The organism is Cupriavidus sp. HE11 (assembly GCF_056097175.1).
Genome location: NZ_CP184464.1, coordinates 2,638,429 through 2,654,077, shown reverse-complemented (window position 1 = coordinate 2,654,077; position 15,649 = coordinate 2,638,429). Strand labels below are relative to the sequence as shown.

Below are 15,649 nucleotides of genomic sequence, written 5' to 3'. Positions count from 1 at the left end.
GACCTATCCTTGTCGAGTCAAGCGATGGATGTCGAACCCATGTCCGCAATTGTCCCGTCCCGCCACCGCCCGCTGGCCGTGGCGCTGGCCATCGTCGTCGTGCTGCTGGCCGGCTGGGGGCTGTACCGGCTCCTGCGCCCGCGCCCCGCCACCCCGCCGGTGCCGCCGGTGGTGGTCAGCACGGCCATGGCGCGCACCCAGGAGGTAGACATCGGCCTGACCGGCGTGGGCACCGTGCAGGCCATCGCGACCGTGACGGTCAAGGCACGTGTGGACGGGCAGCTGGACAGCGTGGGGTTCGTCGAGGGCCAGGATGTGAAGGCGGGGCAGGTGCTGGCGCGCATCGATCCGCGCACCTTCCAGGCCACGCTGCAGCAGGCCCAGGCCACCAAGGCGCGCGACGAAGCCCTGCTGGCCAACGCCCGGCTGGACCTGCAGCGCTTCGAGGACCTGATCCGCACCGATTCCACCACCCGGCAGACGCTGGACACCCAGCGCGCGCTGGTCAACCAGCTGGCCGCAACGGTCAGGAACGACGAGGCGCAGATCGCGCTGGCCCGCGTGCAGCTTGACTTCACGACGATCACCGCGCCGCTGTCGGGCCGCGTCGGGGCGCGACTGGTAGACCCCGGCAACATCATCCACGCCACCGACACCACTGGCCTGGTCGTGATCCGCCAGATCGATCCCATCGACGTGGTCTTCACGCTGCCCGACGATGCCTTCGGCCGCATCCAGCGCGCGATGGCGGCCAGTGCCACGCCGCTGGCCGTGTTTGCCAACGAGCGCGGCACCGATATCGCGCTGGGCCAGGGCCGGCTGATCCTGCTGAACAATACGATCGACACCACCAGCGGCACCATCCAGCTCAAGGCGCGTTTCCCGAACCCGCACCAGGCGCTGTGGCCCGGACAGTACGTCAACGCCCGGCTGGTGCTGGGGCAGCGCGACAACGCCGTGGTCATCCCGGCCTCGGCAATCCAGCGCAACGAGGCCGGCACCTATGTCTATGCCGTGCTGGCAGACCAGTCCGTCAAGCTGCAGCCGGTGCAGGTGGCGGAACTGCAGGGCCCGCGTGCCGTGATCTCCAGCGGCGTCAACCCGGGCGACCGCGTGGTGGCCGACGGCCAGTACAAGCTCAAGCCCGGCGCGCGGATTGCCGAGACCCCGCCGCAGTCCGGGCAGGCCGCCGCCCCGGACACCCCCGGCAGCGCACCGGCCGTGGCCGCCAACATGCCAGCCAACACGCCGGCCACCGCCCCGCCCGGCGCGCGCCCATGAGCGTATCGGCAAACTTCATCAAGCGGCCGATCGGCACCTCGCTGCTGGCACTCGCGCTGTTCCTGGTCGGCCTTGCCGCCTGGCCGCTGCTGCCCATCGCGCCATTGCCGCAGGTGGATTTCCCGACCATCCAGGTCACCGTCAACCTGCCCGGCGCCAACCCCGAGACGATGGCATCCAACGTGGCGCAGCCGCTGGAGCGGCAGTTCTCGCTGATCGCCGGGCTCACGCAGATGACGTCGGCCAGCGCCCAGGGCACCACGCAGATCACGCTGCAGTTCGACCTGAACCGCAGCATCGACGCCGCTGCCGTGGACGTGCAGGCGGCCATCAACGCCGCCGGCGGCCAGCTACCGACCAACCTGCCCAGCCCGCCGACGTTCCGCAAGATCAATCCGGCCGACGCGCCGATCCTGGTGCTGGCGGTGCAGTCCGATGCATTGCCGCTGACCACCGTGAACGACTATGCCGACAACATCCTGGCCCAGCAGATCTCGCAGATCGAGGGGGTGGGGCTGGTCAATATCGGCGGACAGCAGAAACCGGCCGTGCGCATCCAGGTGGACCCGGGCAAGCTTGCCGCGATGGGCATGAGCCTGGAAGACATCCGCGCGGTGGTGGCCTCCAGCACGGTCAACCAGCCCACCGGCGCCACCGACGGCGCCACCAAGGCGTTCAACGTCTACACCAACGACCAGATCACGAAGGCGAGCACCTGGAACGACATCGTGCTGGCCTACCGCAACGGCGCGCCGGTGCGCGTGCGCGACATCGGCCAGGCCGTGGACGGCCCCGAGAACGCCAGGCTGGCCGGCTGGGCCTTTGCCGGAGCCGCCGCACCCGCCGACAACACCTTCCACAACGGGCGCGGCATCATCCTGGCCGTGACCAAGCAGCCCGGCGCCAATGTGATCGCCACGGTGGACCGCATCAAGGCCGCCCTGCCCCGCCTGCAACTGTCGATCCCGGCTTCGGTCAACGTCAATGTGCTGGCCGACCGCACGCAGAACATCCGCGCGTCCGAGGCCGATGTCGAATTCACGCTGGTGCTGACCATCGTGCTGGTGGTCGGCATCATCTTCGTGTTCCTGCGCAACGTGCCGGCCACGCTGATCCCCAGCGTGACGGTGCCGCTGGCACTGCTGGGCACTGCCGGCGGCATGTACCTGCTGGGCTACAGCCGCGACAACCTGTCGCTGATGGCGTTGACCATCGCCGTGGGCTTCGTGGTCGACGACGCCATCGTGATGCTGGAGAACATCTACCGGCACGTGGAAGCGGGCATGTCGCCGATGGAGGCCGCGCTGCAGGGTGCCGGGGAGATCGCGTTCACCATCGTGTCGATCTCGGTGTCGCTGGTGGCTGTCTTCATTCCGCTGCTGCTGATGGGCGGCATCGTGGGCCGGCTGTTCCGCGAGTTCGCGGTGACGGTCACGCTGACCATTGCCGTGTCGGTGGTGGTGTCGCTGACGCTGACGCCGATGCTTTGCTCGCGCTTTCTCAAGCCGCACGATCCGGCCCACGCCGAGCAGCATGGCCGGCTCTACCAGCTGTTCGAACGCGGCTTCGACGCCATGCTGGGGGCCTACCGGCGCGGCCTGGACCACGTGCTCGACCACCAGTTCCTGACACTGTGCGTGTTCCTGCTGACCGTGGCGACTACCGTGGTGCTGTTTGTCATCATCCCCAAGGGCTTCTTCCCGCAGCAGGACACGGGCTTCCTGTTCGGCACTGCGGAGTCGGCGCAGGATGCATCGTTCAAGTCGATGAATGCACGCATGGTGGCGTTGGCCGACATCGTGCGCAGCGACCCCGACGTGGCCGCCGTGGGCATGACCGGCGGCCAGAACACGGTCAACACCGGCAACTTCTTTATCAGCCTGCGCCCCAAGGAAGACGGCCGCACGGCGTCGGCCGACCAGGTCATCGCGCGCCTGCGGCCGAAGCTGCAGCAGGTGCAGGGCGCCAACCTGTTCCTGCAGGCGGGGCAGGACATCAACGTGGGCGGCCGCCTGTCGCGCACGCAATACCAGTTCACGCTGACCGACGCCAACCTGGACGAACTGAACAGCTGGGCGCCGCGCATCGTCGAGCGGTTTCGCCAGCTGCCGCAACTGCGCGACGTGGCGTCCGACCAGCAGAACGCCGCCGCGGCCGCCGTGCTGACCATCGACCGCGCCCGCGCATCGAGCTTCGGCATCACGCCGGCGCTGATCGACGCCACGCTCTACGACGCCATCGGCCAGCGCCAGGTGGCGCAGTACTTCACGCAGATCAACAGCTACCACGTGATCCTGGAAATCACGCCCGCCATGCAGCAGGACCCGCAACTGTTCGACAAGCTCTACCTGACCTCGCCCATCACGGGCCAGCAGGTGCCGCTGTCGTCGTTCGTGAAGATCGACACCAACCGCACGGCCTACCTGTCGATCGGCCACCAGGGGCAGTTTCCGGCCGTGACGATCTCGTTCAACCTGGCGCAGGGTGCGTCGCTGGGAGAGGCGGTGGACGCGATCAACAAGGCGCTGCACGAGATGGGCCGCCCGCGCACGCTGACCGGCGCGTTCCAGGGTACGGCACAGGCTTTCGGCGCTTCGCTGGCCTCGCAGCCATACCTGATCGCGGCGGCGCTGATTGCCGTGTATATCGTGCTGGGACTGCTCTATGAAAGCTATATCCACCCGCTGACGATCCTGTCGACGTTGCCGTCTGCCGGCGTGGGCGCGCTGGCAGTGCTGATGCTGGGCGGCTACGACTTCACCGTGATCGCGCTGATCGGCATCATCCTGCTGATCGGCATCGTCAAGAAGAACGGCATCATGATGGTGGACTTCGCGCTGGTGGCCGAGCGCGAACGCGGCATGGCCCCGCGCGACGCCATCTACGAAGCCTGCCTGCTGCGCTTCCGGCCGATCATGATGACCACCATGTGCGCGCTGCTGGCCGGCCTGCCGCTGATGCTGGGCCACGGCGCGGGCTCGGAACTGCGCCGTCCGCTGGGCTGGGCGATGGTGGGCGGGCTGGTCGTGTCGCAGATGCTGACGCTGTTCAGCACGCCCGTGGTCTACCTGTACCTGGATCGCGCGCATCACTGGTACGTGCGGCGCCGTGCGGCACGCACGGGCCAGCCGCCCGCGCATGCCGACGCGCGCACCACCGAGTACGACGACGCCTGAGCGTCGCCGCCCCGGACGGCTCCCCCTTCCCCTTTCCCCGTTCTCGTCCGCTACGCCACGCTGATCGTGCCGCTCATGCTCTCGTGGCCCGAGCCGCAAAAGATGTCGCACAGGAAGGTGTAGGTGCCGCGCTTCTTCGGCGCGGTCAGCCTCACCTCCACCGCCTTGCCCGGCGGCAGGTCGGCACGGACCGAGAAGTCCGGTGCCGAGAAGCCCATGATGACGTCCTCGGCGGTGATTGCCAGCATCACTGTCTCACCAGGCTTGAGCGCCAGCTTGTCAGGGATGAACACGAAGCGCCGCGCGCGCATCGGGATCACGCGCGGCGCGGCGGCTCCACCCATCACGGGCACGACGGCGGCCGCCAGCATCAGGCCCATGACCTGCGCCAGCATCCGGCGCCGGCCAACGGCGGCCAGGCCATCATGCGGAACAGCCGGATCGCTCGGATCGGTCGTCCTCGGATCGCGCGTCATCATGCCCTCCCGACCACCGGCTGCTCGGCCAGCTTGAACGCGTCCTTGCCCGGCGACGCCGTGGCGTTCACCTCGCGCCAGCCAAGGCCCTGGTACGGATGCGCGGCATCCCACGGCACCGGCAGCCGGCGCGCCTGAGACCCCGCTGCCGGCAGCGGAAACATCAGCGAGCGTGCCGCGTGGTGCGCGATATGCCCGGTCATGCGGTGATGTTCCTGATGGATATGCCCGTAGAACACCGTCACGTTCCGATATGGCATGAGCTGGTCGATCACCTTGGCGCCGTCGCGCGTGGCCCAGTCCCACTGGGGATAGAGGTCGAACAGCGGCCGGTGGGTAAAGACCACGATGCGCGCGTCGCGCGGCTGTTTCGCCAGGTCGGCGGCCAGCCACGCCAGCTGTGCCTCGCCCACCTGGCCGGCCGGGTCCGACACGTTGTCCAGCACGATGGCGTGCAGCCCCTTGTGATCGAACGTGTAGTGCGTGGGCCCGAACAGCTCCTGGTAGGCCGCGCCGTTATCCAGGCTGGCGTCATGTTCGCCCGGCATCAGGTGGACGGCCCCGGCGCGCAGCGGGGCGATGATGTCGCGGAATTCGCGCATGCGGCGGCGGCGCTCGGCCGGATCGTCGGTGCTGTGGGTCAGGTCGCCCGTGAACATCACGAAATCGGGCGGCTGCGGCAACGCATTGACCGCCGCCACGGCCTTGGGCAGCGTGCCGCGCGCATCGGGATTGGGCGGCCCCTCGAAGCCCCAGTGCGCATCGGACAGCTGGACGAACACAAAATCGTCGTCGCGGGCGGCTGCCCAGCCCGGCAAGGCCGATGCGAACACGGCGCCGCCGGCCGCACCTGCCAGGCGCAGGATGTCGCGCCGGCTCCAGTTTCCATTCATGACCGTCTCCAGTGGGTGGGTGGTGACTGTCATACCGGGATCGGACGGGATTTATTCCCCAGGGCCTCGCTCCTCTCCCACAAGTAGTAGAGGGGAGATCACCATTGGCGAATTGGAAAGCCGGGAATAGAATCGGCCCAGCGCCGGTAATACACGGGAGACGCCCCATGCCGCAGTGCCCTGCCGATCCGCCCCTGAAGGACTGACTTGGACGCCGCCAATACGCGCCGCCGATTCGACATCCTGGTGCTGCCCCACCTGGATGCCGCGTACAACCTTGCCCGCTGGCTATGCGGCAATCCGGGCGATGCCGACGACGTGGTGCAGGAGGCCTTTCTGCGCGCGTTCCGGCTGTTCGGCAGTTTTCGCGGCGACCAGGCCCGGCCATGGCTGCTGACCATCGTGCGCAACACGTGGTTCACCACCTGGCAGAAGCGCCGCGCGGCCGCCGAGACCGGCTATGACGAATCGCTGCTCGATGCCGACCTGCCGGACTGGCACGGCGCGGCCGGCGATCCGGAGCAATGGTTGCTGCGCGAGGAAGACGTGCGGCTGGTACACGCGGCGCTGGAGCGGCTGCCGGTGGCGTTTCGGGAGGTGCTGGTGTTGCGTGAGCTGGAGGAACTGCACTACCGCGATATCGCGCGCATTGCCGACATTCCGGTGGGCACCGTGATGTCGCGGCTGGCGCGCGGCCGCCGCATGCTGGCCGCCGCCGTGGTGGCGCTGCGCGATGGCGCACCGCAGCAGGCCGCCAGCGGCATGCCGGCAGCCGACCTCGACCCCGACGAATCCATCCCCCCCGCAGGAGACCGGCGCCATGGATTGCAATGAAGCCCGCCCCCTGCTGCAAGCCACCGCCGACGGCGAGGTAGGTGCGGCCGACAGCGTGCGGCTGGAACGCCATCTCGAAGACTGCGACGGCTGCGTGGATGCGCTGAGCAACCTGCAGGCCATGCGCCGTGTCACGCGACATGGCGCCACCTACCATCGCGCCCCGGCCGAACTGCGCGCCCGCATTCTCGACGCCCTGCCCGCCCCCACCGACGGCGCCCTGGCCGATCCATCGGCCGATGCACCGGCCGGCTGGCGCCGCTGGTTCGCGTGGTCGCCCCCGGTCAATGCCGCGCTGGCCGCCGTCACGGTGGCTGCGGTGGGCCTGAGCGTGTTCCAGTACCAGACCGAGCCGTCACCCGATGACCTGCTCGCCAGCAGCATCGTCGCCAGCCATGTGCGCGGGCTGATCTCGAACCGGGCCAGCGATGTGGTTTCGACCGACCAGCACACCGTCAAGCCGTGGTTCAACGGTCGCATCGACTACGCGCCCGACGTGCGCGACCTGGCTTCGGCCGGCTTTCCGCTGGTTGGCGGCCGGGTCGACTTTGTCGACGGGCAGCGCGTGGCTGTGCTGGTCTACCAGCGCCGCCAGCATCCAGTGGACGTCTTCGTGATACCGGGATCAGGCGCAGGAGTGGGGGAACGGGTCCGGCAGGGATACCAGCTCGAAAGCTGGAACGCCGGCGGCATGCGCTACGTGGCGATCACCGACGCGTCCGCCGGCGACCTGCGCAAGTTCGTGCAGGCGTGGCGCAATGCGGAGGACGGGGAGCGGCGGTAGGGGGTGAGATCCCGATTTTTGGAGGGGGGAAACTCCCCTCTCCCTTACTTGTGGGAGAGGGGATCACACAAGAGCAGGAGGAGCCCGCTCAGGCCATCACGAACGGCAATTGCCGCTGGCGCTTGCCCGTGAGGCGGAACAGCGCGTTGGCCACGGCCGGTGCAATGCCGGGCGTGCCCGGTTCGCCCAGGCCGGTCGGGTTGTCGTTCGACGGCACGAAGAACACGTCCACCACCGGGGCGTCAGGCATGCGCGGCGGCGGATAGTCGGGGAAGTTGCTGTTCTTGACCATGCCGTTTTCCATCTCGATGGCAAAGCCCGGCTTGATCATCGACAGCCCGAACACGCAACCGCCCTGGACCTGCGCCTCGGCGCTCAGCGGATTGACCACACGATTGGCATGCACGCCGGCCGTCACATGATGCACGCGCGGCTCGCCCTTCACCACCGACACGTCGACGATATAGGCCACCACCGAGCCGAACGACTCGTGCACGGCCACGCCCCAGGCATGGCCCTTCGGCAGCTTCTTCTTGCCGTAGCCCGACTTGTCCACGGCCAGCTGCAGCGCGGCGCGATGGCGTGCGTGCTTCTTTTCGTCCAGGCGCGCCAGGCGCCAGGCCACCGGGTCCTGCCTGGCGGCCGTGGCCATTTCGTCGGCCAGCGTTTCCTTGACGAACGCCGTATGCGTGTTGCCCACCGAGCGCCACCACAGCACCGGCACATCCACCTTCGGGTGATGCACGTGCACCTGCAGCGGCAGGTCGTAGTCGTTCTCGACGATGCCTTCGGTCATCGTGGCGTCCACGCCGTTCTTGACCATCATCGGCTCGAACGGCGTGCCGGTGATGATCGACTGGCCGACGATCGTGTGCTGCCAGCCCACGACCTTGCCCTGCGCGTCCACGCCGATACGGGCGCGGTGCACGTGCAGCGGACGGTAGTAGCCACCCTTGATGTCGTCCTCGCGGCTCCACATCACCTTGACCGGCTCGGTATGGCCGTTTGCCACCCAGGCGCGCAGCACATTGGCCGATTCCACGAGGTAGTCCGATGTGGGCACGGCGCGGCGGCCGAAGCCACCACCGGCCATCATCGTGTTCAGCGTGACCTTCTCGGGCGTCAGCTGCAACGTGCGGGCGATGGCGCCCTGGTCGATGGTCTGGAACTGCGAGCCCACCCACACCTTGACGGCGGTCACCTTGTTGCCGGCTACCTCGGGTTCCAGCGTGCAGTTCAGCGGCTCCATCGGCGCGTGGGCCAGGTACGGCACGCGATACTCGGCGTCGATGACCCTGGCCGCGCCCGACAGCGCGGTGTCGATGCTGCCGCCTTCGAGCGGCTTCGCCACGATGCCCGGCTGCGTAGCCAGCTTGCTGAACTGGTCGAACAGCGCGGCCGTGCTGACCGTGGAGCCCGTGTCTTCCCAGACGATCTCCAGCGCGTCGCGCGCGGTCTTGGCCGGCCAGTAGCCGTCGGCCACCACCGCCACGCCCGAACCGCCACGGTCGGTGTTCACCAGCATCACATCGGCCACGCCCTTGATCTTGCGCGCCTTGTCGGCGTTGAACGACTTGACCTTGCCACCGAAGCGCGGCGGGTGGGCCACCACGGCCACCATCATGTCCTTGAGCCGGACGTCCATGCCGAACACCGCGTCGCCGTGCAGCTTCGAAGCGGCGTCCAGGCGCGGCGTGGGCTTGCCGACGATGCGGAACTGGGCGGGGTCCTTGAGCTTGACCTGGGCCGGCACCTGCAGGCCCATGGCCGCCTGCGCCAGTTCGCCATAGGTGGCGCGGTTGTTGCCCGACGTGACCACGCCCATCGACGCGGTGCAGCTGGCCGGATCCACCTCCCACTTCTGCGCGGCAGCGCCAATCAGCATGGCCCGCGCCCGCGCGCCCAGCTCGCGGTACTGCTCGAACGAATGGTTCAGCGCCGTCGACCCGCCGGTCATCTGGATGCCGAACATCGGGTCCTTGTACGCGTCGCCGGCCGGCGCCAGGATGGCGCGCACGTTCTTCCAGTCGACATCGAGCTCCTCGGCCAGCGCCATCGGCAGCGCCGTATGCACGCCCTGGCCGAATTCGAGCCGGTTCACGGCGATGGTCACCGTGTTGTCCGGCGCGATCGTCAGGAACGCCTGCGGCGGTGCCACCGCCTTGGCCGGCGCCTGCTGGGCCAGCGCGGCGTCCATGCCGACGATGCCCAGTGCAAACCCGCCGCCCGCCAGACCCGACAGTTTCAGGAAACTGCGCCGCGACAGCGTGCCTGCGGCTACCCCTTGCGCAGCGGGCGCACCGCTGCCGCCGGCCAGGGCTTCAATACCTCGAATACGCATGGCGGCCCCTTATGCCTTGACAGCGATGGCGCGCGAGGCGTCCTTGATCGCCGCACGAATCCGTTGATAGGTGCCGCAGCGGCAGACGTTGCCGGCCATGGCCTGGTCGATGTCGGCATCGGTGGGCCGCGGCTTGCTGCGCAGCAGGCCCACGGCGCTCATCACCTGGCCGTTCTGGCAGTAGCCGCACTGGGCCACGTCGTGCTTGAGCCATGCCGCCAGCACGGCCTTGCCGACCGGGTCGTCGCCCATGCTTTCAATCGTGTTGATCTTGCTGCCGGCCGTGGCCGAGATCGGCATCACGCAGCTGCGCGTGGCCTGCCCGTTGATATGGACCGTACAGGCGCCGCACGCGGCCATGCCACAACCGAACTTGGTGCCGGTCATGCCGAGGTTGTCGCGCAGGGCCCACAACAGTGGCGTGGACGGATCGGCGTCCACCTCCACGGTCTTGCCGTTGAGGGTGAGGGTCGTCATTTGGGGGGTGCTCCTTGGGTGCTTGGCCCAGTCGGTTATTCGCGTGTCACGCCGGGCCAATGGCAAAAAGAACCCTGGCCACCCGGCGAACCCGTGGAGCATAGTAGAAATATGAAAAGCTTGCGCAGCCCCGCTCACATCATGCTGTGCGCACCATAACCGGGATTATTTCTGGCTGAGGAACAGATATAGCGCCTGCAGGTCGGTGTCGTTCATTTTCTCGAAGGCGGTGAACGGCATCACCCGGCTGACGTCGGTGCCGTCGGGCCGTTTGCCGGTGCGCATCATGGTCACGAACTGGCTGGCCTCGGGGTAGGCCTTCATCGCCCCGCCCGGCTGCAGGTTGGCGGCGGACGGCCAGTCCGGTGGCGCCCCGGGGATATGGCCGCCGCGCAGTTCGGCCCCGTGGCAACCCTTGCACGAATTTGCCACGTAGGCGCCGTACTGCACGTTCACGGCGGCCGCCACCGGCGCGGCTGGCGGCAGGCTGTGATCGATCTTCTCGGCGGCGTCCTTGATCACGCCGGCACCGTACATCCCCTGGACAAACCACGGCAGATGCACCTCGCCAGGCCGGCCCGGGCCGGGTGGCAGGCTCCGGACATAGGCCACCAGCGCGCCGAAGTCGTCGTCCGACAGCCGGTTGTAGTCCTCGCTCGGCATTACCAGCAGCGGCCGGCCCGACGGCGCCACGCCATGCCGGATGGCGCGGTCCCAGTCCTGGGGCTGGTACTTGTCGATATCGGGATTGGCACGGGTCAGGTCGGGCGCAAACACCCGGAACCCGTTGGACTCGTCGAACACCTGGCGACCGGAGCCCCTGGCGCCGTGGCAGTCCGCGCAGCCGCGCGACTCATAGAGATATCTGCCATGGGCGATGGCCGTGGCGTCGGCCGGAATCGCCACGGGCTGGACGGCCACGTCGATCCTGCGCTGAAGCTTGCGGCCGCCCCACCAGTAAGTGCTGCCCACGGCCAGCACCACGAACACCACGAAGGCGACCAGCGCGGAGCTGGCGATGCGGAAGAATCGCTTGACGTCCATGGGTATCCCCCGTGAGCGGCCATCGAGAAAGCGCAGATTGCGCCACCCGATTGAACCGGGCGCGCGCCTCGTGTTCCGTGCGGGATCGTACAGAAGCTACGCAGGCGCCGCCAGTGCGGGAGATACGACCGCGTTCAGCCCGCCAGCCCGGCCGGGGCGCGGTCGATAAAGCCGGTCATGCCGGCCAGGCGGCCATCGGCCGAAACCGTGGCGAAGTCAGTGCCCACCACCAGCGCAGCCTCGCCCGCAGGACCCAGTTCCCAGGTAAAGCGCAGGTTGTCGCCATGGGCATCCACCGGGGACACCCGGCGGAACACAAAGCCGGGAAAGCGGGCCTGCACGCCGGCAATCATCGCGTCGATGCCGGCATGTCCGTCCCCGCGCATCAGCGGGTCCACGTACACGGCCGATTCGGCCCAGGTCCGGCCGATCAGCGCGCGGCGGCGGTCGGCGTCGGTTTCGTTCCAGGCCGCCAGGTAGCGGTCGGCCAGTTCTGCCAGGTCGGTCGAGGCGGCGCCGGCGGTCGGGACGATGGTTGCGGTCATGGCTTGCTCCTTGTGGTCAGGGATATGCAGGGGGTTGGCTACGTCATGGCTTCATCATGGATGCCCGCCGGCCGCGCCGCGATTACGCATCAGGTAATCGCCACGATTCCCACCGGCCAGGCGCCGCGGACGCCGGCCGCCATACCAGCTTTCAGCCTGCGGCGCCAGCCCCAACAAAGCCATGCAGTTGCCCCTATCCCGGCCGTCAGATTCCGCCAGGCGCGACTACAGTGCCACCTACGCTGGGCAGGGTGCGACCATTGCATCCCCGCCCGCATGGCTTTCGGCGCGCCAGGCGCGCCCAAGGAAACCCGAATCTGATGACGCCTGACAGGGCCGCGCCCCCTTCGAACCTTCTGCCCATGGCACGCCTTGGCAACTGGCGCCCGCTACTGCTGGCGGCAGCGGGCTACTTCGCCCTGGCGCTGGCCGGGCTGTGGCTGGCGCGCATTCCGGGCCACGCGGCGGCCGTGTGGCTGGCCAACGCCTTCGGCCTGGGCATGCTGCTGCACCGCCCTACCCGCGAGGCGCCGGCGCTGCTGGCAACCATGCTGGTATCCAATATCGTTGCCGACGTGCTTGGCGCCGGTCATCCGGTGGGGGCCGCCCTGCTGCTTTCGGTGGCCAACCTGGTAGAACTGGCCGGGTCGGCCGTGCTGCTGCAGGTGATGGTCGGCCGCCAGGCGCTGGCCCGCACCGGACAACTGGGTACCTTCGCGCTGACCCTGGGCATTGCCTCGACGGTGGGGCCGGCCCTGAGCGGCCTGCTGGGCGCCTCGGTCATCGCGGCGCGCTATGACACGCCATTCCCCAAGGTCTGGTGGAACTGGTGGAATGCCGGCGCCATCGGCATGGTGATCCTGCTGCCGCTGATGGTGTCGCTGTCGCGCGAAAGGGTGCGCGCCACCTGCCAGCGCCCCATGCTGCTGCGGCTGGCCGGGCTGCTTGCGCTGTGCGTGGCGATTGGCGCAGGCGCCATCCGCGCCGGCCACGACCCGTTCGTGGTGATGTCGCTGCCGCTGGTCATCGTCGCGCTGGCCAGCAATCCGTTTGCCACCGCGCTGCTGACGCTGCTGTCGGCGGTGGCCGCCGAGTGCATCGGGCTGGCATCGGGCACCGAATTCCTGGCCTCGCGCACGATGCCGCTGTCCGGGGCGCTGGTCATGGTGTTCCCGGTCTGCATCGCCTTCATGACCGAGCAGAATCGCAAGGGCCGGCTGGAACTGCGCAGCAGCGAACGACGCTTCCGCCAGGCGCTGGAGCATTCGGCCATCGGCATGGCACTGGTGGGCATCGACGGGCGCTGGCAGATGGTCAACCGCGCCATGGTCGACCTGCTCGGCTACAGCGCCGACGAACTGCGCGACCTGCCGTTCCAGCTGATGACCCACCCCGATGACCTCGCCGCCGACCTCCGGCTGGTAGAACGGCTGCTTGCCGGCGAGATCGACTCGTATCGACTGGAAAAGCGCTACCGCCACAAGGACGGCCACTATCTTTGGACGCTGCTGGCGGTGTCGCTGGTGCGCGACGACAACACCGGGCGGCCCGACCATTTCATCTCGCAGGTGGAAGACATCCACGTGCGCAAGCTGGCGCAGGAACAGCTGGAACAGCTCACGCGCCGCACCCAGCTGGCCGTGGAAGCGGGCGGCGTGGGCATCTGGGAATGGGATTTCACGCAGGCGTCGATCACCTGGGACACCCGCATGCACGCGCTGCACGGCACCCCCCCGGAGCTTGGCCCGCCCACGCTGGCGCAGTGGATCGCGATGCTCCACCCCGAGGACGTGAGCCGCGTCAGCACCGAAATGCGCCAGGCCATCCGGGGCGTGCGCCGCTTCGACACCGAATACCGCGTGGTGCGGCCCACCGGCGAGATCCGCCACGTGCGTGCCATGGCAACCATCTCGCGCCACGAGGACGACACCACGCGGGCGCTGGTGGGCACCAACTGGGACATCACCGAGCAGCGCAACCTGAATCGCGCGCTGTTCGAGGAAAAGGAGCGCCTGCACATCACGCTGCGCTCGATTGGCGACGCCGTGATCTGCACCGATCGCGTCATGCGCGTGACCTTCATGAATCCGATTGCCGAGCAGCTCACCGGCTGGAGCATGGACGCCGCCATGGGCCAGCCACTGGAACAGGTGTTCCGCATCGTCGACGAGGACACCGACCTGGTCATCCCGAGCCCCGTCGAGCAATGCCTGGAAACGCTGCGCCCGGCCTACCTGCAGGAAGGCGCCGTGCTGCAGAGCCTGACCGGCGAGCGCCATGACGTGCAGGATTCGGCCGCGCCCGTGCTGGCCAACGACGGTAGCGTGCTGGGCGCGGTGCTGGTGTTCCAGGACATCACCACGTCGCGCGCGCTGCAGCGCGAACTGGCCCACTCGGCCACGCACGACGCGCTGACCGGCCTGCCCAACCGGGCCTGGTTCGAAAAACGGCTACGCGAGGCCTGCGAGAGCGCCCGCCTGCACGGTCATCGGGCCGCGCTCTGCTTTATCGACCTGGACCGCTTCAAGATCGTCAACGACACGGCCGGTCACGGCGCCGGCGACGTGCTGCTGCGCGAACTGGGCTACGTGATCCGCCACCAGGTGCGGCCCGACGACCTGCTGGCACGCCTGGGCGGCGACGAATTCGCGCTGCTGCTCCAGGACTGCAGCATCGAACACGCCGAGCAGGTCTGCATGAAGGTGATCGACGCCGTGCGCGAGCGGCGCTTTCCGTGGAACGGACGTGTCTACGACGTGGGCGCCAGCATCGGCATTGCCGCCATCGACAACGACGTGCCGCCGGTCAGCGAACTGATGAGCCGCGCCGACGTGGCCTGCTACGCGGCCAAGGCGGCCGGGCGCAACCGCGTGTCGGTCTATCGTCGTGACGAAAGCGACGCACGGCGCCATCACCGCGAACTGGAGGTGGCCGCCGGCATCCATTCGGCGCTGGAAGCCAACCGCTTCCGGCTTTACGCGCAGGAGATCCGCTCGCTGCGTCCCGCCGAGGACGATTCGCGCCACGTGGAAATCCTGGTGCGCATGGTGGACGAACAGGGCACGCTGATCATGCCGGGCGCGTTTATCCCGGCCGCCGAGCGCTACGACCTGATGGGCCATATCGACCGCTGGGTGATCCGCAACGTGCTGCAGCAATACGGCGACCGGCTGGCGGGCGTGCCGGGGCTGTCGGTGTCGATCAACCTGTCGGCCAACTCTCTGGGCGAGCCGTTCCTGCTGCCGTTCCTGCACGCCGCGCTGGAAGACTCGGCCCTGCCGGCCGACCGCATCCGGCTGGAAATCACCGAAACCGCGCTGATCAACAACATGACCGCCGCCAGCCGCGTGGTGGCCGACATGCGCAGCGCCGGCTGCACCGTGGCGCTCGACGACTTCGGCGCGGGCCTGTCGTCGTTCGCCTACCTGAAGCAGTTCCCGGTGGACTATCTCAAGATCGACGGCAGCTTTATCCGCAACCTGGCCCGCAACGCCGTGGATCGCGAGATCGTCAGCTCGATCAACGACATCGGCCACAGGCTGGGCGTGCGTACCGTGGCCGAGTGGGTCGAGGACGAGGGCACGCTCCATACGCTGCGTGCGATCGGGGTGGACTATGCGCAGGGTTATGCCATCGGCAAGCCGATGCCGCTGGAGGCCTTTCTCGACACTTGCGAGGGCCTGCCGGCCTGATCTGCCCCGATCCCGCTTCAGCCGGCGCGGGATTTTCCGCAATGCAGCATGCGCCGGACCACACATTTACCGCTCGCGCCGTTCGGAAATCCGGACGGCGTTTTGC

At 68.3% G+C, this 15,649-nt stretch carries 11 protein-coding genes; 5 read left to right on the top strand and 6 right to left on the bottom strand.

The genetic code is table 11. From position 1 onward, the window contains the following. The first annotated feature begins 39 nt into the window (after window positions 1–39). On the top strand, window positions 40–1,281 hold the full coding sequence (locus ACOABP_RS12270) for an efflux RND transporter periplasmic adaptor subunit (RefSeq protein ID WP_474225303.1): 1,242 nt from the start codon (window positions 40–42) through the stop codon (window positions 1,279–1,281). Continuing rightward, window positions 1,278–4,457 carry an efflux RND transporter permease subunit gene (locus ACOABP_RS12265; protein ID WP_474225302.1) on the top strand — a complete coding sequence of 1,060 codons (3,180 nt, stop codon included), beginning with the start codon at window positions 1,278–1,280 and terminating at the stop codon, window positions 4,455–4,457. The genes ACOABP_RS12270 and ACOABP_RS12265 overlap by 4 nt, the downstream gene beginning before the upstream one ends. A gap of 50 nt (window positions 4,458–4,507) precedes the next feature. On the opposite strand, the gene ACOABP_RS12260 is transcribed toward ACOABP_RS12265, so the two are convergent. Together ACOABP_RS12260 and ACOABP_RS12255 are read right to left on the bottom strand one after the other, a co-directional pair. Further along, entirely contained in the window at window positions 4,508–4,852 is a 345-nt protein-coding gene (locus ACOABP_RS12260; RefSeq protein ID WP_474227825.1) for a cupredoxin domain-containing protein, read from the bottom strand. A gap of 80 nt (window positions 4,853–4,932) precedes the next feature. Then, window positions 4,933–5,826, bottom strand: a complete 894-nt coding sequence (locus ACOABP_RS12255; protein WP_474225300.1) for a metallophosphoesterase family protein — start codon at window positions 5,824–5,826, stop codon at window positions 4,933–4,935. 207 nt (window positions 5,827–6,033) lie between these two features. Between ACOABP_RS12255 and ACOABP_RS12250 the strand changes: the two genes are divergently transcribed. Together ACOABP_RS12250 and ACOABP_RS12245 are read left to right on the top strand one after the other, a co-directional pair. Next, window positions 6,034–6,660, top strand: coding sequence for an RNA polymerase sigma factor (locus tag ACOABP_RS12250; RefSeq protein ID WP_474225299.1), 627 nt, complete (start codon window positions 6,034–6,036; stop codon window positions 6,658–6,660). Continuing rightward, window positions 6,647–7,444, top strand: a complete 798-nt coding sequence (locus tag ACOABP_RS12245) for an anti-sigma factor family protein (protein WP_474225297.1) — start codon at window positions 6,647–6,649, stop codon at window positions 7,442–7,444. The genes ACOABP_RS12250 and ACOABP_RS12245 overlap by 14 nt, the downstream gene beginning before the upstream one ends. Window positions 7,445–7,532: 88 nt before the next feature. Here the strand turns inward: ACOABP_RS12245 and ACOABP_RS12240 are convergent, their stop codons facing one another. From ACOABP_RS12240 to ACOABP_RS12225, 4 genes are all read right to left on the bottom strand, one after another. Beyond that, window positions 7,533–9,785 (bottom strand): xanthine dehydrogenase family protein molybdopterin-binding subunit, encoded by a 2,253-nt coding sequence (locus ACOABP_RS12240; RefSeq protein ID WP_474225296.1) that lies wholly within the window; start codon window positions 9,783–9,785, stop codon window positions 7,533–7,535. 9 nt (window positions 9,786–9,794) lie between these two features. Next, the gene (locus tag ACOABP_RS12235; protein WP_066739323.1) at window positions 9,795–10,262 is read right to left on the bottom strand and encodes a (2Fe-2S)-binding protein; all 468 of its coding nucleotides are present in this window, start codon (window positions 10,260–10,262) and stop codon (window positions 9,795–9,797) included. A gap of 165 nt (window positions 10,263–10,427) precedes the next feature. Then, on the bottom strand, window positions 10,428–11,306 hold the full coding sequence (locus tag ACOABP_RS12230; RefSeq protein WP_474225294.1) for a c-type cytochrome: 879 nt from the start codon (window positions 11,304–11,306) through the stop codon (window positions 10,428–10,430). 134 nt (window positions 11,307–11,440) lie between these two features. Next, window positions 11,441–11,851, bottom strand: a complete 411-nt coding sequence (locus tag ACOABP_RS12225; protein ID WP_474225292.1) for a nuclear transport factor 2 family protein — start codon at window positions 11,849–11,851, stop codon at window positions 11,441–11,443. 320 nt (window positions 11,852–12,171) lie between these two features. Between ACOABP_RS12225 and ACOABP_RS12220 the strand changes: the two genes are divergently transcribed. Then, complete coding sequence (locus ACOABP_RS12220; RefSeq protein ID WP_474225290.1) at window positions 12,172–15,543, top strand: diguanylate cyclase; 3,372 nt, start codon at window positions 12,172–12,174, stop codon at window positions 15,541–15,543. Window positions 15,544–15,649 lie beyond the last annotated feature (106 nt).